This is a genomic window from Ruegeria sp. D3, from assembly GCF_056534465.1.
This window is the reverse complement of the sequence record NZ_JBQFPK010000001.1, coordinates 113,599-129,882: the sequence shown is the minus strand read 5'-3', so window position 1 is coordinate 129,882 and position 16,284 is coordinate 113,599. Positions and strand designations below refer to the sequence as shown.

The window sequence follows — 16,284 nt, the reverse complement described above, 5'->3', positions numbered from 1 at the left end:
CCGGTCACGTCATCATTTCCTTGGTCGCAGTCAGGGTCAGCTCGGGATAGTCCCGCACGACCCGGTCGATATCCCATTGCAGACGTGTCAGGTAGACGATGTCACCGTCATGATCATTCGCGATATGCTGCTTGTTGGCGTTGACGAATTTGTCCACTGCCAGCTTATCTCCGCTGACCCAGCGAGCGGATGTGAACTGAGACGCCTCAAACCGCACGGGCAGGCCGTATTCCATCTCAATCCGGCTAGCCAGAACCTCGAATTGCAGCGCGCCGACGACGCCGACGATAAAGCCCGACCCGATTGAAGGTTTGAACACCTTGGCCGCGCCTTCTTCGGCAAATTGCATGAGGGCCTTTTCCAGATGCTTGGCCTTCAGCGGATCGCCCGCGCGAACGGTTTGCAGCAGCTCCGGCGCAAAGGACGGAATGCCGGTGACGCGCAGCGCCTCACCCTCGGTCAGCGTATCACCGATGCGCAGCTGGCCGTGGTTGGGTATGCCGATGATATCCCCGGCCCAAGCCTCATCGGCCAGTTCCCGATCCGAGGCCAGAAATAGCACCGGGTTCGAGATTGCCATCGGTTTCTTGGACCGCACATGGGTCAGTTTCATGCCGCGTTTGAAGTGACCGCTCGCCATCCGCACAAACGCCACCCGGTCGCGGTGCTTGGGGTCCATATTGGCCTGCACCTTAAAGACAAACCCGGCCACCTTCTTTTCATCCGGCGCGATCTGGCGGGGTTCGGCCGATTGCACCTGTGGCTGCGGGCCATAGGCACCGATGCCTTCCATCAGTTCTTTCACACCGAACGAGTTGATCGCCGAGCCGAACCAGATCGGGGTCATATGGCCTTCCAAAACCGCCTGAGGGTCCAGCGCCGGTAGCAATTCGCGCGCCATCTCGACCTCTTCCAGCAGCTTCTCAAGCAAGTGCTCGGGCACGTGTTCGGCCAGTTTGGGGTCATCCAGACCGTCGATCTGAATGCTCTCGGCCACCTTGTTGCGGTCGGCGCGGTCCATCAGCTCCAGCCGGTCGCGCAGCATGTCATAGCAGCCGATGAAATCGCGCCCTACGCCAATCGGCCACGCCGCGGGCGTGACGTCGATGGCCAGCATTTCCTGAATCTCGTCAATGATCTCGAACGTATCGCGGCTTTCGCGGTCCATCTTGTTACAGAAGGTCAGGATCGGCAGATCGCGCAGGCGGCAGACCTCGAACAGTTTCTGCGTCTGGCTTTCCACACCTTTTGCACCGTCGATCACCATCACGGCGGCGTCCACGGCGGTTAGTGTGCGGTAGGTATCCTCGGAAAAGTCCGAGTGACCGGGCGTGTCCACCAAATTGAACCGGAAATTCCCATAGTCAAACGACATCGCCGAGGCGGAAACCGAGATACCGCGATCCTTCTCCATCTGCATGAAGTCCGAGCGCGTGCGCCGCGCTTCGCCCTTGGCGCGTACCTGACCAGCCATCTGGATGGCGCCACCGTACAACAGGAACTTTTCCGTCAGCGTCGTCTTACCCGCATCGGGGTGCGAGATGATCGCAAAGGTTCGGCGACGGGCGATCTCGGGCGGCAGGGTGGGTTGGTTCGAGGTATCAAGCATGACCGCGCGTATAGGCGGGGAAACCCGCCGAGGCAAGACAAAGGGGGTGGTTCGAATCGAGCACCTATGGCAATAGGAACATATAGTGAACAAATAATGGAGAGTATCAATGAATTTGAACGAAATCGCCGCCGAACTGGTTGCAGGGTGCCGCGAGGACCGTGCCAAGGAAAATCTTGAAAAGCTCTATGCCGAAGATGCCGTCTCGGTCGAGGCGCAGGATTTCATGGATATGGGCCGCGAGACCCATGGCCGGGATGCCATCCGCGGCAAGCATGAATGGTGGGAAGGCGCGCATGAGGTCTCGGGCGCATCGGTGAGTGATCCGATGCCACATGGTGAGGACCGCTTTGCCGTGATCTTTGAAGTGCAGGGCAAGGTGAAGGAAACTGGCGAAGCCTTTGATATGAAAGAAGTTGGTGTCTATCACGTCGCAGATGGCAAGATCGTTCGGGAAGAGTTCTTTTACTGATCTCTAACGACTGGTTTTCCCCATCTGGCCAGTGCTAGACATGTGGGCAACAACAGATGGGGAGGATCACATGGATCTGGGTATCAAAGGAAAACGCGCGCTGGTCTGTGCCAGCAGCAAGGGTTTGGGTCTGGGTTGTGCCGAAGCTTTGGCCGAGGCCGGTGTCAATCTGGTCATGAACGCCCGGGGAGCCGAAGCGCTTGAGGCGGAGGCCGCGCGCTTGCGGGACACCTATGGCGCTGATGTTCAGACGGTGGCCTGCGACGTGACCTCGACCGAGGGGCAGGCGCAGGTGATCGACGCCGCACAGGGTGTTGATATCCTTGTGACAAATGCGGGTGGGCCGCCTCCGGGCATGTGGTCGGATTGGGAGCGTGAGGATTTCATCAAGGCCCTCGACGCCAACATGCTGACGCCGATTGCCTTTATGAAAGCACTGCTGCCGGGAATGATGGACAAGGGTTGGGGTCGTGTGGTGAATATCACCTCGCAATCGGTGCGCGCACCGATCGCTGTGCTGGGGCTGTCGAACGCGGCGCGGACTGGGTTGACCGGCTACGTCGCGGGAACCGCGCGGCAGGTAGCCCCGCAAGGGGTGACAATCAACAATCTGCTGCCGGGTATCCACGCCACCGACCGCGCGGAGTCCCTAGATAGTGCAGTTTCGCTGCAGAAAAACATATCGATGGAAGACGCCCGTGCCGAACGTGCCGCCACAATCCCGGCGCGCCGATATGGCACACGGCGGGAATTCGGGGCCGCATGCGCCTTTCTGTGTTCGCAACATGCGGGCTTTATCGTGGGCCAGAACATCCTCTTGGACGGCGGCGGAACTAACTTGACGATGTAGGCGATGGCGCAAAACTTTTCACTGAAAGACCAGCTGTTTAATGCAGAAAAGACCCGCTATCTGGCGGGGCTTTTATCGGCAGCCGACCCCGCTTTCGAGGCAGAGGCGTTCGAGGAGCAGGTCATGTCCCGCCTGCTGGATCTGGAATTGAAAGAGCGCATGGCGTGGATAGCCGACTGCCTGCAACAGGCTTTCCCCGGCGCGCTGCCGGACATTGCGCCCACGCTGCTGCGAGCATTGCCGCCACCGCTGGACCCGACCAAAACGGATGATGATTTCGGCGATTTCATCTTTGCGCCTTTGGGTGATTGGGTTGTGGCCGTTGGTCTCGACCATCCCGATCTGGCGCTGGACGTGCTTGAGGAGCTGACGCAGAGATTCTCGATGGAATGGGCCATTCGCCCGTTCCTGAACACCCATCAAAACAAGGTGTTGGAGCGGATGCGGGCTTGGTGCGCGCATGACAGCTATCACGTACGGCGTCTGGTCAGCGAAGGCACCCGCCCGCGTTTGCCATGGGGGCAGGCGGCGGGCCTGGAACTGACCGACCCGTTGCCTTTGTTGGATCGGCTGCACAGCGATCCGACGCGATACGTGACGCGCTCGGTCGCGAACCATCTAAACGACGTCACTAAGAAAGACCCCGATCTGGTGCTGGACCGTCTGCAGCAATGGCGCGAGGGCGGGCAGGACGCAGATGAGTTGCGCTGGATGACCAGCCACACCCTGCGTGGATTGGTGAAATCCGGACATCCCGGCGCGATGAAGATGCTGGGCTATGATCCTGACGCGGCGATTTCGGCCGATATTCAGGTGCAAGGCGATGCCCGGATCGGGGGTGCGCTGAATTTCGATGTGGCGCTCAGTGGTGCCGGAGACCAGCCCGTTCTAGTGGATTATATCATTCACTTTCAACGCCCTGGCGGTAAAACCTCGGCCAAGGTGCACAAATTGAAACAGACCGCGCTGCGGGATGGTGCGCTGACGCTAAGCAAGACCCACAAGCTCAAGGGAAATGCGACCACGTTCAAACTGGTGCCCGGCCCACACCGGCTGGAGGTTCAGGTGAACGGGCAGGTGCGCGCTGCCGTGGATTTCGACCTGCTCGGGTAACGCTTTTGTAAAATCGCACATGTGCGGATTGCGCCACGGCCCTTGCTGCATTAGCTGATCCCCTACCAGACACAAGGGATACCTTCGATGAAGCATGAATCGGTGCAGAACTATTACGGTGACGTCCTTCAAAGCAGCGCGGATTTGCAGACTAATGCCTGCTGCACGCCCAATGACATGCCGGATCATGTAAAGAAAATTCTCTCAAAAATTCATGATGATGTGCTGACGCGTTACTATGGCTGCGGTCTAATTGCACCGCTGGATCTGGAAGGGATGAGCATCCTTGATCTGGGCTGTGGTGCCGGGCGCGACGTCTATGCGCTGTCGGCGATGGTCGGCGAAAATGGCCGCGTGGTCGGCGTGGACATGACGCCCGAACAGTTGGATGTGGCCAGCGCTCATCAAGAATACCACGCGCAGGCGTTCGGCCATGGTGCGTCAAATGTGGAATTCCACCACGGCTATATCGAAAAGCTGGACGAGCTGGACCTTGAGCCCGGATCCTTCGACATCATCGTTTCGAACTGCGTGATCAATCTGGCCACCGATAAAGAGGCCGTTCTGCGCGGCGCGCACCGTCTGCTGAAAGATGGCGGCGAGATGTATTTCTCGGACGTCTATGCTGACCGCCGCATCCCCGCCGCCATGGCCGAGGATGAGGTTTTGTATGGGGAGTGCCTGTCGGGCGCGCTCTATTGGAATGATTTCTTGTCGATCTCGCGCAAGGCCGGGTTTGCCGATCCGCGCCGAGTAACGCATCGCCCGCTGACCATCGAAAACCCGGTGCTGGAAGAGCGGGTTGCGCCCTTGAGCTTCTTGTCGGCCACGTATCGTCTGTTCAAACTGCCCGAACTGGAACCAGCTTGCGAGGATTACGGCCAGGCGGTGATCTACAAAGGCACGATCCCCCATGCGCCGCATCTGTTCGAGCTGGACGACCATCACGCGATTGAGGCGGGCAAGGTCTTTCCGGTCTGCGGCAACACCTGGATGATGCTGAAAGACACGCGATTTGCGCGCCATTTCGAGTTTATTGGCGATTTCTCAACCCATTACGGCATTTTCGAAGGCTGCGGTGGCGAAAGTCCGTTCGAAGCTACAGGTGCAAACACTGGTGAGGCCGTCTCGGGCGGTTGCTGCTGATCGCTTGCGCCTGACGGGCGGGGTTGCTATCCCCGCCTAAGCCCGATGGAAATGATCGGGAAAGGCTACGGGGTCCTTCGGTGACAGTGAATTCAACTCCTCCACGTCTGGAAATCCGCAATCTGATCGCCCGGTACGAAGGGCGTGTGGTGGTGGATGACGTGTCGCTAAGTGTTCAGGCGGGGCAGGTGACGTGTCTGCTAGGGCCGTCTGGCTGCGGCAAGTCGACCACGCTGCGTATGATCGCCGGGGTCGAGATGCAGGAGTCCGGCCAGATTTATGTGGATGGCAAGCTGATCTGCGACACGGTGTTTCGTGTCCCGCCCGAGCGGCGCGAGATTGGGCTAATGTTTCAGGACTTTGCCCTGTTTCCCCATCTAAGCGTGGCCGACAACGTGGCTTTTGGTCTGAAGGGCCACAAGGACGAAAAACGCGCGCGGGTCGAGGAGCTGCTGACGAAGGTTGATCTGATGCGCTTCGTCGACAGCTATCCGCATCATCTGTCGGGCGGAGAACAACAGCGGGTCGCACTGGCGCGGGCTTTGGCGCCGCGTCCCCGGATCATGTTGATGGACGAACCGTTCTCGGGGTTGGATAACCGTTTGCGAGACGGTATCCGGGATGAGACGCTGGCGATCCTCAAAGAGGAAGACGCGGCTGTAGTTTTGGTGACGCATGAGCCGGAAGAGGCGATGCGCATGGCCGATGAGATTGCCCTGATGCGGCGTGGTAAGATCGTGCAGCAGGGCGCGCCCTATAATGTCTATACCCGGCCTGCGGACAAAGCGGCGGTGGCATTCTTCAGTGATGTCAATGTGTTGAATGCGCAAGTTAATGGGGCACTGGCGGAAACGCCATTCGGGCAGTTTCTTGCGCCGGGCGTACCTGACGGCACGGATGTTGAGATCGTCTTCCGACCGCAGCATGTCAAACTGGATTTCGACCGTAACGGCAAAGGGCCGCTGCCCACGCCGACCGATGGCGTGGCCGCGCGCGGCGTTGTCCAGCGGGCGCGCTTTCTGGGTAATGAAAGCTTGGTCGAATTTCGCATGGACTATGACGGTTCAATCCTGAAAGCCACTGTGCCGAACGTCTTTGTTCCGCAGCCGGGGCGTGTCATGTGGCTGACCATTCGCCGCGACCGGTGCTTTGTTTTCCCCGAATAATTCCTGACGTGGCAATTTAGACCCAGCTGATGTGTGAAAGCCGCAGTTTGCGTGTGCGCGTCGCTTGCCGAGGCGCGGGGCCGGGTCTATCAAGGGAAAAACGCAGGGATGGATGGGGCATATGCGTATTCTTCTAACCAATGATGATGGCATCAATGCACCGGGCCTGATCACGCTTGAGGCGATTGCCGCCGAGCTTGCTGGGCCGGACGGCGAGATTTGGGTCGTTGCGCCCGCGTTCGAGCAATCCGGCGTTGGACATTGCATCAGTTACACGCACCCGATGATGGTCGCTAAACTGGGTGAACGCCGATACGCCGCCGAGGGCTCGCCCGCTGATTGCGTGCTGGCTGGTTTGCATGACGTGATGAAGGATGCGCCGCCTGATCTAGTGTTGTCAGGGGTAAACCGGGGCAACAACTCGGCTGAAAACACGCTGTATTCCGGGACGATCGGTGGCGCGATGGAGGCCGCTTTGCAGGGTGTCCCTGCGATTGCCTTGTCGCAATACTTTGGCCCGCGCAATTTGGGGCTGGATGACCCATTCGAGGCCGCAACGCGGTTTGGGGCCGATCTGGTGCGCAAAATCTTGGATGCGACGCCAACCGAGCAGGGCGATTATCGTCTGTTCTACAACGTAAATTTCCCGCCTGTTCCCGCGGACGAGGTTCTGGGCACTCGCGTTGCGGCCCAGGGGTATCGCCGTGACACACATTTCTCGGTCGAGCCGCACAGCTCGCCCTCGGGGCGGCGGTTCTTGTGGATCAAGGGCGGGTATCAGCACAACCCAACCGCGCCGGGGACGGATGCGGCAGTCAATCTGGCGGGTTATATTTCGGTCACACCGATGCGGGCGGATTTGACAGCGCATGACACGCTTGAGGCACTGAAGACAATCGAATGACCGGGTTGAACGCAGAAACAAAGATGCAGTTCCTTTTTGCCCTGCGCTCTCGCGGGGTGACGGATGCGCGCGTATTGGCAGCGATGGAGCAGATTGATCGCGGCAAGTTCGTCAAGGGTTTGTTCGCGGACCGAGCTTATGAGGACACGCCGCTGCCGATTGCTTGCGGCCAGACGATCAGTCAGCCTTCGGTCGTGGGTCTTATGACACAGGCGCTGGACGTGCGACCTCGGGATACGGTGCTCGAAATTGGGACCGGGTCGGGGTATCAGGCGGCTGTCCTGTCTAAACTGGCACGCCGGGTCTACACGGTCGAGCGACACAAGCGGCTGGTGCGCGAAACCGGCGACCTGTTCCGCGAGTTGGGCCTGACCAATGTGACCGCGATGCTGACCGATGGATCATTCGGTTTGCCTGAACAGGCTCCGTTTGATCGTATCATTGTGACTGCGGCGGCCGAGGACCCGCCAGGGCCGCTCTTGGCGCAGCTCAAAATCGGCGGTATCATGGTTTTGCCGGTGGGGCAGTCGGATACGGTTCAAACATTGATCCGGGTTCGGCGAACGGAAACCGGCCTGGACTATGATGAATTATTGCCAGTTCGGTTTGTTCCCCTGCTTGAGGGATTGGGCAAAGACGAGGCGTAGAGGCTTTTTGAAAACCCACCGGAACCCCGGTCAACAGGGGCAGGTGATGAGGACAGAAAAAAGATGAGAGCAGTTTCCAAATCAGCGATGATGCGCTGCGCGACCGGAATGGTTGCGCTGGCCGTATTAGCCGGGTGCGAAGGCCCGCTTGACTATGATCTTCGCGGTCAGATCGGAGGGTTTTCCACCACGGATGCGGCCCAGACGGCCACCACGAACCGCCCGCCGCCGGATGCGCGCGGCGTGATTACCTATCCGACCTATCAGGTTGCCGTTGCGCGCCGGGGTGACAAGGTCAGTGACATCGCAGCGCGGGTGGGTTTGCCCGAAGCAGAGCTGGCCACGTTCAACGGCCTCAAACCCACTGATACGTTGCGGGACGGTGAAGTAATCGCTCTGCCTCGTACGGTCAGTTCGGCAAGCTCGGTCGATATTGCGACAATCGCGGGGACCGCCATCGATGAGGCACCAGCGGATGGCTCGGTCCGCACGTCGACCTTGGCGCCTGCGCAGCCTACCGCGACACCAGCAGCTCCTGCTGCGCCGTCAGGACCCGAACCCATCAGGCATAAGGTGAAGCGCGGCGAGACTGCGTTCACGATCTCGCGCCTCTATGACGTGCCGGTGGACGCGCTGGCGGATTGGAATGGTTTGGATTCGGACTTTACGGTTCGGGAAGGTCAGTTCCTGTTGATCCCGATCAAGACGCAGCCCGCGCCGCAACAGGCCGCTGTGCCAGCAACCAACGTCACGCAGCCGGGGCAAGGATCACCCACTCCAACGCCGCCAAGTGCGACTCAGCCTTTGCCAGACGAACAGGTCGCTGCGCCGGTTCCTGCGCCGGATGTAACGGCTGAGGCACCGACTAATCAGAGCAACTCGGCGCTGGGTTTGCCGGTGACCGGGACAATCATTCGTACCTATAAGAAAGGTCAGAACGAAGGCATCGATATCGCTGCTGCACCGGGCACCGCCGTTAAGGCCGCCGAGGCCGGAACCGTGGCTGCGATCACCGCGGATGCCGATCAGGTGCCGATCATCGTGGTCAAGCACAACAATGACCTTCTCACCGTGTATGCAAATGTCGAAGGCATCACAGTCAAAAAGGGCGATCGGGTGCGGCGAGGCGAGAGAATTGCAGCCCTAAGGGATGGTGACAATGCCTATGTCCATTTCGAAGTTCGCAAAGGGTTCGAAGCGGTCGATCCAGAGCCGTTTTTGAAATAGAAAATGGCCCGGTCCGGGCCATGCCTCTGGCAGGGATATTCTCTGCCAGATGAAGCACGGATCAGGTTTGCGGATCGAAGTCGCTGAGGCGTTTTCCGGGCTCATCTGTGAACAGTTCGGGCAGGGGGCGGATGGCTTCGATCAGGTCAATGCGGAAGACGCGGAAGCTGTCTCGCAGCTCACACCATGCGGTGAGTGTCCAGACGCGGCCCCAGTATTCCATATGAAGCGGGCGGATCGTGCGCTCGGTCAGCACGCCGTCGATGCGGCGGTAGTTAAGGTGCAGTTTCTGGCGTGATTTGATGGCGGCGCGGATCGGGGCCATATGCGCCAACCCACGCGCAGCATCGGCAAAGGGGTAGACGGCGAATTTCCAGGTATCTGCTTCGGCGACGATTTGCGTCGGCAGCACGGCGTCGATCTTGTCGGCCAGCGTCTCGGCGGCGGCTTTCAGCTCGGGGTCGGCGGCTTGGGCCACGATGGCCATGCCGAGGTTCAGCGCCTCAAGCTCGGCTGGGGTCAGGTTTACCGGGGGCAGGGTGATCTGTTCGCGCACCATGTAGCCGACGCCGCGCTCGCCCTCGACCGGGACGCCTGAGGCGACCAGCGTGTCCATGTCGCGATAGATCGTGCGGACCGACACCTCGAGCCGGTCCGCGATGTCCTGCGCGCGGTGCAGTTTGCCGTCGCGCAGGATTTGAATGATGTCAAACAGGCGATCCGTGCGGCGCATGTCACGCCGTCCGGACCGCGTTTAAGCGGTCATGTTCCATAGCACTTTCTCGTGACGCATCTGGATGCTGTCGGGTTTGATCGCCGTCATCAAGGCAGCGGCGAAGTCTTGTTGTGGGAACTGCGCGGCGGCATTCTGTGCGGCTTTCATGTCAGTCCAGACGACGTAGTCGGTCCAGCGGCCATCCTCGCCTTGGCTCAGCTGTCGATGCGCAAAGCCGGGGGCCGCGCGCACGAAGGCTTCGGTGGATTGGCTGAGCTTCACGAACGCCTCGGGCGTGGTGCTGTCTGCGAGCGAAAAGGTGACGATTTCGGCAACATGGGTCATTTCAATCTCCGTTTACCAGGTTTCGATGATCTCTTCCTAGTCACGTACAACTGACATAAACCTGTCAGTTGAGAAAATCCAGCGCCCAAAAAACGCGTGAACGGATCGAATTCGAACGCGGATTTGATCTGGCGCACTGTTGTCCACCGCTCGTCAGGCGTAGACACATGGCCAAACAACATTCCCGACGCGTGGCGTCGATGTAGAAGGAGACAAGACATGCTTAACAATATCGGCCTTCCCGGCCTGCTGCTGATCGCCGTTGTGGTTCTGGTTCTGTTTGGCCGCGGCAAAATCAGCTCGCTGATGGGCGAAGTGGGCAAAGGCATCACCTCGTTCAAGAAGGGCGTCAAAGAGGGCGCGGATGAGCTGGAACAGGACGCGTCCGAGATGGCCAAGGACGTCACCCCCGAGACCGATAAAGACAAGGCCTAAGCGCAGATGTTTGATCTGGGCTGGACCGAGCTTCTGGTCATCGGCGTTGTTGCCCTGATCGTTGTGGGGCCAAAGGACCTGCCGGTGCTGTTCCGCAATGTGGGGCGGTTTGTCGGCAAGGCCCGCGGCATGGCGCGCGAGTTCTCCAGCGCGATGAACGAGGCCGCCGATCAGGCGGGCGTCAATGACATCAAGAAGGGTCTGAACGCGGCCACCAATCCTGTCGGCAGCGCCATGGATGGCGTGAAAGAGGCCGCGCAGGATTTGGCCAAGAGCATGGACCCGACCAAGTTCGACCCCGACAGCGAGACCGGCAAACTGGCAGCCGAGCGCGCCGAGCAGGCCAAGAAGATTCAAGCCTCGACCGCGCGCGCCGCCGCCGAGCGTAAGGCGAAAGAGGCCGCTGACGCCCTGGCCAAAGCCGAAGAAGCCGAGGCCGCGTTGAAAACTGAAAGCAAATCATGACCAAGACCGACGAGATCGAGGACAGCTCGGCCCCATTGATCGAGCATCTGACAGAACTGCGTACGCGGCTTATCCACTGCGTCGTGGCGTTTCTGATCGGGATGATCATCTGCTTTACAGTGGCCACCCCGCTGTTCAACTTTCTGACGCAACCGTTGTGTGACGTTCTGGCCGAACGCGGGCAGGATTGCGGGCTGATCTTCATCTCGCCGCAGGAAGGGTTCTTTGTCGCCATCAAGGTCTCGCTGCTGGGTGGGTTCATTCTGGCCTTTCCCTATATCGGGATGCAGATGTGGCGGTTCGTGGCTCCGGGATTGTATAAGTCTGAAAAGAACGCGTTCCTGCCGTTCATGCTGGCCTCGCCCTTCATGTTCCTATTGGGGGCCAGCTTTGCCTTTTACGTGGTTACTCCGCTGGCGTATGACTTCTTCCTTGGCTTCCAACAATTCGGCGCTGAAGGGGAGGCCGTGACGGATGGCGTAACCGCCGCACCGCTGAGCGTGGTCTTTCAGGGCTCAGCACAGGAATATCTGAACCTGACGATCAAGTTCATCGTAGCCTTTGGTCTGTGTTTCCAGCTACCGGTTCTGCTGACGCTGATGGGCAAGGCGGGGCTGGTAACGGCCGAAGGTTTGGGCTCGGTTCGCAAATACGCGGTGGTCGCTATTCTGGTGCTTGCCGCGCTGGTAACACCGCCCGATGTGATTACTCAGGTGATCCTGTTCGTGGTGGTCTACGGACTGTACGAAATCTCAATCTTCCTCGTGGCCCGTGTCGAGAAAAAGCGCGAAGAACAGCTGCGCGCTGACGGCTACTATGACGACGAAGAAGAGGCGGATGCCGAAATCGTCGACGAAGAAAGCAAGTAAACCGGCTTAACCCGGATCAGGCGCGCCCATTCGTGGCGCGCCTTTTTTATGCGCGGGTCTTGCCGCTTGCATCTGATCATGGTTTGAACCCCAAAACAGCCGGAGGCCCTGATGGATGACCAAGCCCTGAACCGCATTGCTGATGCCTTGGAGCGAATGGCTCCAGCCCCCTTGGCAGCCCCGGATTTCGGCGCAGCCACGGCTTTTGTCTGGCATGTGGACCCTGATCGGCTGGAACCAGTCACCAAGGTGAACCGCGTCGATCTGGACCTGCTGGTGGGCATCAACCGCTCGCGCGACACGCTTCTGGACAACACACGGCGCTTTGCGGCTGGGTACAAGGCAAACAATGCGTTGCTCTGGGGTGCGCGGGGTATGGGCAAGTCCAGCCTTGTCAAAGCGGTCCACGGGAGCCTGCAAAATGAATACCCCGATCTGAAACTGGTCGAACTTCAGCGCGAGGACATGGGCTCGGTCGCGCGTCTGCTAAACCATCTGCGGGCCGCGCCGCATCGGTTCATCCTGTTCTGCGATGATCTTTCGTTCAGCCATGATGACCAACACTACAAATCGCTCAAGGCAGTGCTGGACGGCGGTATCGAAGGCCGCCCGGAAAATGTGGTGTTCTACGCCACCTCGAACCGCCGACACCTGATGCCGCGGGACATGATCGAAAACGAACGCTCCAGCGCCATCAACCCGTCCGAGGCGGTCGAGGAAAAAGTCTCACTCTCCGACCGCTTCGGCCTTTGGCTGGGCTTCCACCCCTGCGATCAGGACGAATACCTCGCCATGATCAACCGCTACTGCGCCGCCTATGGCGTCAACGTCGCCCCCGACACCCTGCGCGCCGAAGCCATCGAATGGCAGGCCACACGCGGCGCACGTTCTGGCCGCGTAGCGTGGCAATTCTTCGTCGATCTGGCCGGACGCACCGGCGCGCATATAGGCTGATCCGCCCGCTTCATCTGGCCAAAAATACCTCCGCCGGAGGTATGGCCCGCAAGGGCCAATCCCTTATAGAGACGCCAAAATCCGGGCCGCCTCATCCGCAGGGCTCGTCAAAGCATCACGGTCCTCGCCGGGATGAAACCGCGCGCGCACGGCCGTTGGCATGGGCGCAGGTTCCACAATCGACACACGTGGCCCTGTGCGCTCGGTCTCAGCCGCCCAACTGCGGGCCAAAGCCATCTGAGCGCCCTTGGTCGCGCCATAGATGCCATAGAACTTGTCGCCCGCTTTGGGGTCGTCAAAGAACACGGCATGGCCGCTCTCGCCCAGCAACGGAGCGATATAGGGAATCAAAACCGAAGTCGCCGTGGCATTCACATTGACGGCCTTTGCCCATTCCTTCGGGTCGATAAAATGCGCAGGCGTCAGAGCCGAGCTGTGAACAGCCGTGTGCAGCCACAGATCCACCTTGCCCCAACGATCATGAATACCCCGGCACAGCGTCGCCATGGCGTTCGGGTCTGCGATGTCCATGGGGGCCAGCGTGGCCGCGCCGCCTTTGGCCTGAATACGGTCATCCAGCTCTTCCAGCCCACCGGTGGTACGGGCGACAGCGACAATGTGGTACTCGGGGGCCAGCGCCTCGGCCAGAGCAGCGCCCAAGCCCCGTGACGCCCCAGTGATTAGGGCAATTTTGGTCTGATCGGTCATGACAGCGGTTTGAACCCCCGCAGGCAGGGCGTCAAGACGGTTTAGCTGCCGGGAATGACGATGCGCCGGGTCTGGCCGCTTTGTCGCAGCATCACGCCATCCGGATCAATTGCCACCACAGTGCCCGAGGATACGCGGCTGCCGGGCTTGACCTCTTTCACACGTCCCGACGACATTCGCATGAGCGCGCGCAAATCCGATTTCGGGCCAAAGACCCCAAGGAGGGATACAGAGTTCTTTTTAAGCGCGCTTTTTTGCGTGGCCGCGCTTTTGACGGTGGCGTTCGACATAAATTCCGGCCGGGCCGCAGCGGCCCGATCCCTTGTTGTGAGTGCTTGGTAGGCGGGGCCTTAACAAAGGCAACCAGTAAGAAAAACCCCCTTGGGGGATCACGAAAACGACAGCGAATGTGCCCGTGGAGAAGCCCTTGAGCTTACGTTTTCTTCGCCGCAGAGTTGTGGGCGAAAACCCACCGATCCAGTATGCACGGGCAAAAAGAAAGCCCGCATCACTTCAGTGACGCGGGCCTTCGTCATTACCGATTCGGTAGATAAACTAACCCGAGGCCAGTTTTGCGGCGTTCCACGATCCGCCGGGTACCTGCATATCCTCGCGTTTTTTGCTGACGCGGCTGCTGTTTTCCAGCGTGTCCAGGTAATCCCCACTGACGCTGCCAGTGATGTAATTACCGTCGAAACACGAACAGTCAAAAGCCTCGATCTCGGGGTTTCCTTCCTTGGCCGCCCAGATCAGATCGTCGAGGTTTTGATAAAACAATGCATCCGCGCCCAGTTCCTGCCGGATTTCTTCAATATCCTTGCCATTAGCGACCAGCTCATGCTTGGTGGGCATGTCGATGCCATAGACATTGGGATATTTCACAGGCGGCGAGGCGCTGGCGATATAGACTTTCTTCGCTCCGGCCTCGCGGCACATCTGCACGATTTTCTTGATCGTGTTGCCGCGCACAATGGAATCGTCGATCAGCAGCACGTTGTGACCTTTGAACTCCAACGGAACCGCGTTCAGCTTGCGGCGCACAGATTTTTGACGCTCTTCCTGACCGGGCATGATGAAGGTCCGGCCCACATAGCGGTTCTTTACCAAACCCTCGCGGTATGGGATGCCAGTTGCCTTGGCGACCTCCAGCGCGACGGGACGGGCGCTGTCCGGCACAGGAATAATGCGGTCGATATCCAGACCGGCGGCCTCGATCTGTCGGGCCAGTGTTTGACCCATGCGCATTTGGGTTTTGTAAACCGAAACCCCATCCAGCAGCGAATCCGGACGCGCCAGATAAACATACTCGAAAATGCAGGGCGTCAGTTGCCCATCAACCGCCTGGAATGTGTGCATGTTGCCGTCCAGATCGATCAAGATCGCCTCGCCGGGTTTCACATCGCGTAGTTTGTCAAAGCCGTTGATGCCAAAGGCCACATCCTCAGAGGCAAAGGCATAGTCGTCACCCTTTCCATCCACATCACGCTTGGCGACCGAAAGCGGTCGGATGCCATAGGGATCACGGAAGGCCAGCATTCCGACGCCTGCGACAAGACAGATCACCGAATAGGCGCCCTGTACCCGCTCCATTGTCATCTTGACGCCGGCAAACAGGTTGCGGATCGGTTCTGCATTGCCGTTAACCTTGATCGCATCGGCGACCTTGTCGGCCAGCACGTTCAGCAGGATCTCGGAATCCGAAGTGGTGCGCAGGTGGCGGCTGTATTTAGCGGTCACCTTTTCGCGCTGTTCGGCGGTGTTGGTGATGTTGCCGTTATGGACCAGATAGATGCCGTAGGGCGCATTGACGAAAAAAGGCTGTGCCTCGGCCGCGCTGAGCGAGCCTGCGGTCGGATAGCGTACATGGCCCATGCCAACTTTGCCCAGCAAGGTTTCTGCGTCCTTGGCGTTGAACACGTCTTTGACCAGACCGTTGGCCTTTTTCTCTCGGAAGAACTCTCCGGTATATGTGACGATCCCCGAGGCGTCTTGCCCCCGGTGCTGCAGCATCAGCAGCCCGTCATAGATTTCCGCAAAGACATCATGTGTCCTGCTTGCGATCCCCAAAATCCCACACATGTACGGGCTCCAATTTTCTATGACGATTTGAGAGGTTTCGGTGACTGGTGGTGCTGGATGGCAGTATCTGAGGACTCGATCGCCTGACAGGCGTTGAATGCGCGCGCTTTGTCCTTTGCAGGGGCGGGCACGTGAGAAAACAGATACAGCAAGATCGGCAGCTCCGATTCCATGTCAGTTCGGCTCTCACATAATGCCTTACGGTGCCTGTGTCATCAAAGGATCACAATTGCGATTTGACGCAGGTGGTTTTTGCGGGAATTGCGCTTCAAACAGTGACAGGTCAGGCCGCATGTGCTGTCATTTCTGAGATTACCAATTTTCTGTTTTGATACCATTCGGACGGGCCTACCCATGTGGCAACACAAACAAGGACAAAAAAAAGAAACACAGCCAAAACGCAGATGTCACCGATGCCGTGGCATGGGTCGGTCTCCTTGTCCGATTTGCAACGGCGCGGGCGAAGTTGTCAAAAGCCGAGACATTCACGGAAAACCAATCTTTACACGGTGTACCGGGTGTTTTGGGCTCAAAAACATCAAATGCACGGTCTGTGCGGGTGAAGGGTTCACCTGAGCAA

The 16,284-nt window shown here is 59.1% G+C and carries 18 protein-coding genes; 12 read left to right on the top strand and 6 right to left on the bottom strand.

Annotated features, from left to right (window positions below):
• Positions 1-4: 4 nt before the first annotated feature.
• Positions 5-1,609: a peptide chain release factor 3 gene (locus ACR0DX_RS00615; RefSeq protein WP_170354378.1), complete on the bottom strand. Its 1,605-nt coding sequence runs from the start codon at positions 1,607-1,609 to the stop codon at positions 5-7.
• Positions 1,610-1,718: 109 nt separating this feature from the next.
• Between ACR0DX_RS00615 and ACR0DX_RS00610 the strand changes: the two genes are divergently transcribed.
• From ACR0DX_RS00610 to ACR0DX_RS00575, 8 genes are all read left to right on the top strand, one after another.
• On the top strand, positions 1,719-2,081 hold the full coding sequence (locus ACR0DX_RS00610) for a nuclear transport factor 2 family protein (protein WP_170354377.1): 363 nt from the start codon (positions 1,719-1,721) through the stop codon (positions 2,079-2,081).
• Positions 2,082-2,151: 70 nt separating this feature from the next.
• Complete coding sequence (locus ACR0DX_RS00605; RefSeq protein ID WP_170354435.1) at positions 2,152-2,931, top strand: SDR family oxidoreductase; 780 nt, start codon at positions 2,152-2,154, stop codon at positions 2,929-2,931.
• A 3-nt stretch (positions 2,932-2,934) separates the two neighbouring features.
• Positions 2,935-4,044, top strand: a complete 1,110-nt coding sequence (locus tag ACR0DX_RS00600; RefSeq protein WP_170354376.1) for a hypothetical protein — start codon at positions 2,935-2,937, stop codon at positions 4,042-4,044.
• An 87-nt stretch (positions 4,045-4,131) separates the two neighbouring features.
• Positions 4,132-5,190: a methyltransferase domain-containing protein gene (locus tag ACR0DX_RS00595; RefSeq protein ID WP_170354375.1), complete on the top strand. Its 1,059-nt coding sequence runs from the start codon at positions 4,132-4,134 to the stop codon at positions 5,188-5,190.
• 80 nt (positions 5,191-5,270) lie between these two features.
• Positions 5,271-6,356: an ABC transporter ATP-binding protein gene (locus ACR0DX_RS00590; protein ID WP_170354374.1), complete on the top strand. Its 1,086-nt coding sequence runs from the start codon at positions 5,271-5,273 to the stop codon at positions 6,354-6,356.
• Between the two features lie 121 nt (positions 6,357-6,477).
• Positions 6,478-7,260: a 5'/3'-nucleotidase SurE gene (gene surE / locus ACR0DX_RS00585; protein ID WP_170354373.1), complete on the top strand. Its 783-nt coding sequence runs from the start codon at positions 6,478-6,480 to the stop codon at positions 7,258-7,260.
• Positions 7,257-7,907 (top strand): protein-L-isoaspartate(D-aspartate) O-methyltransferase, encoded by a 651-nt coding sequence (locus ACR0DX_RS00580; RefSeq protein WP_170354372.1) that lies wholly within the window; start codon positions 7,257-7,259, stop codon positions 7,905-7,907. The genes surE and ACR0DX_RS00580 overlap by 4 nt, the downstream gene beginning before the upstream one ends.
• Before the next feature lie 63 nt (positions 7,908-7,970).
• Entirely contained in the window at positions 7,971-9,134 is a 1,164-nt protein-coding gene (locus tag ACR0DX_RS00575; RefSeq protein WP_170354371.1) for a peptidoglycan DD-metalloendopeptidase family protein, read from the top strand.
• 61 nt (positions 9,135-9,195) lie between these two features.
• On the opposite strand, the gene ACR0DX_RS00570 is transcribed toward ACR0DX_RS00575, so the two are convergent.
• Positions 9,196-9,867 (bottom strand): helix-turn-helix transcriptional regulator, encoded by a 672-nt coding sequence (locus tag ACR0DX_RS00570; RefSeq protein WP_170354370.1) that lies wholly within the window; start codon positions 9,865-9,867, stop codon positions 9,196-9,198.
• 21 nt (positions 9,868-9,888) lie between these two features.
• Positions 9,889-10,194 (bottom strand): hypothetical protein, encoded by a 306-nt coding sequence (locus ACR0DX_RS00565; RefSeq protein ID WP_170354369.1) that lies wholly within the window; start codon positions 10,192-10,194, stop codon positions 9,889-9,891.
• Positions 10,195-10,413: 219 nt separating this feature from the next.
• Here ACR0DX_RS00565 and ACR0DX_RS00560 point away from each other — a divergent pair, with 219 nt between their 5' ends.
• From ACR0DX_RS00560 to ACR0DX_RS00545, 4 genes are all read left to right on the top strand, one after another.
• On the top strand, positions 10,414-10,629 hold the full coding sequence (locus tag ACR0DX_RS00560; RefSeq protein WP_170354368.1) for a twin-arginine translocase TatA/TatE family subunit: 216 nt from the start codon (positions 10,414-10,416) through the stop codon (positions 10,627-10,629).
• Positions 10,630-10,635: 6 nt separating this feature from the next.
• Positions 10,636-11,094, top strand: a complete 459-nt coding sequence (gene tatB, locus ACR0DX_RS00555) for a Sec-independent protein translocase protein TatB (protein ID WP_170354367.1) — start codon at positions 10,636-10,638, stop codon at positions 11,092-11,094.
• Complete coding sequence (gene tatC, locus ACR0DX_RS00550) at positions 11,091-11,963, top strand: twin-arginine translocase subunit TatC (RefSeq protein ID WP_170354366.1); 873 nt, start codon at positions 11,091-11,093, stop codon at positions 11,961-11,963. The genes tatB and tatC overlap by 4 nt, the downstream gene beginning before the upstream one ends.
• Positions 11,964-12,074: 111 nt before the next feature.
• Complete coding sequence (locus ACR0DX_RS00545) at positions 12,075-12,917, top strand: ATP-binding protein (RefSeq protein ID WP_170354365.1); 843 nt, start codon at positions 12,075-12,077, stop codon at positions 12,915-12,917.
• A gap of 63 nt (positions 12,918-12,980) precedes the next feature.
• On the opposite strand, the gene ACR0DX_RS00540 is transcribed toward ACR0DX_RS00545, so the two are convergent.
• From ACR0DX_RS00540 to purF, 3 genes are all read right to left on the bottom strand, one after another.
• Positions 12,981-13,625: an SDR family NAD(P)-dependent oxidoreductase gene (locus ACR0DX_RS00540; RefSeq protein ID WP_170354364.1), complete on the bottom strand. Its 645-nt coding sequence runs from the start codon at positions 13,623-13,625 to the stop codon at positions 12,981-12,983.
• A gap of 41 nt (positions 13,626-13,666) precedes the next feature.
• Positions 13,667-13,801, bottom strand: a complete 135-nt coding sequence (locus ACR0DX_RS00535; protein WP_480501712.1) for a hypothetical protein — start codon at positions 13,799-13,801, stop codon at positions 13,667-13,669.
• A 379-nt stretch (positions 13,802-14,180) separates the two neighbouring features.
• A complete protein-coding gene (gene purF / locus ACR0DX_RS00530; RefSeq protein WP_170354362.1) occupies positions 14,181-15,704 on the bottom strand; it encodes an amidophosphoribosyltransferase in 1,524 nt (507 codons plus the stop codon).
• Positions 15,705-16,284 lie beyond the last annotated feature (580 nt).

Bases quoted from the DNA above. Each gene is read 5' to 3' on its own strand.
- ACR0DX_RS00560 (WP_170354368.1), top strand. From the start codon at position 10,414: ATGCTTAACAATATCGGCCTTCCCGGCCTGCTGCTGATCGCCGTTGTG.
- ACR0DX_RS00535 (WP_480501712.1), bottom strand. From the start codon at position 13,801: ATGTCGTCGGGACGTGTGAAAGAGGTCAAGCCCGGCAGCCGCGTATCC.
- ACR0DX_RS00605 (WP_170354435.1), top strand. From the start codon at position 2,152: ATGGATCTGGGTATCAAAGGAAAACGCGCGCTGGTCTGTGCCAGCAGC.
- tatC (WP_170354366.1), top strand. From the start codon at position 11,091: ATGACCAAGACCGACGAGATCGAGGACAGCTCGGCCCCATTGATCGAG.
- ACR0DX_RS00615 (WP_170354378.1), bottom strand. From the start codon at position 1,609: ATGCTTGATACCTCGAACCAACCCACCCTGCCGCCCGAGATCGCCCGT.
- ACR0DX_RS00570 (WP_170354370.1), bottom strand. From the start codon at position 9,867: ATGCGCCGCACGGATCGCCTGTTTGACATCATTCAAATCCTGCGCGAC.
- ACR0DX_RS00575 (WP_170354371.1), top strand. From the start codon at position 7,971: ATGAGAGCAGTTTCCAAATCAGCGATGATGCGCTGCGCGACCGGAATG.
- ACR0DX_RS00595 (WP_170354375.1), top strand. From the start codon at position 4,132: ATGAAGCATGAATCGGTGCAGAACTATTACGGTGACGTCCTTCAAAGC.
- ACR0DX_RS00540 (WP_170354364.1), bottom strand. From the start codon at position 13,625: ATGACCGATCAGACCAAAATTGCCCTAATCACTGGGGCGTCACGGGGC.
- surE (WP_170354373.1), top strand. From the start codon at position 6,478: ATGCGTATTCTTCTAACCAATGATGATGGCATCAATGCACCGGGCCTG.
- ACR0DX_RS00580 (WP_170354372.1), top strand. From the start codon at position 7,257: ATGACCGGGTTGAACGCAGAAACAAAGATGCAGTTCCTTTTTGCCCTG.
- purF (WP_170354362.1), bottom strand. From the start codon at position 15,704: ATGTGTGGGATTTTGGGGATCGCAAGCAGGACACATGATGTCTTTGCG.
- ACR0DX_RS00610 (WP_170354377.1), top strand. From the start codon at position 1,719: ATGAATTTGAACGAAATCGCCGCCGAACTGGTTGCAGGGTGCCGCGAG.
- ACR0DX_RS00600 (WP_170354376.1), top strand. From the start codon at position 2,935: ATGGCGCAAAACTTTTCACTGAAAGACCAGCTGTTTAATGCAGAAAAG.
- ACR0DX_RS00565 (WP_170354369.1), bottom strand. From the start codon at position 10,194: ATGACCCATGTTGCCGAAATCGTCACCTTTTCGCTCGCAGACAGCACC.
- ACR0DX_RS00545 (WP_170354365.1), top strand. From the start codon at position 12,075: ATGGATGACCAAGCCCTGAACCGCATTGCTGATGCCTTGGAGCGAATG.
- tatB (WP_170354367.1), top strand. From the start codon at position 10,636: ATGTTTGATCTGGGCTGGACCGAGCTTCTGGTCATCGGCGTTGTTGCC.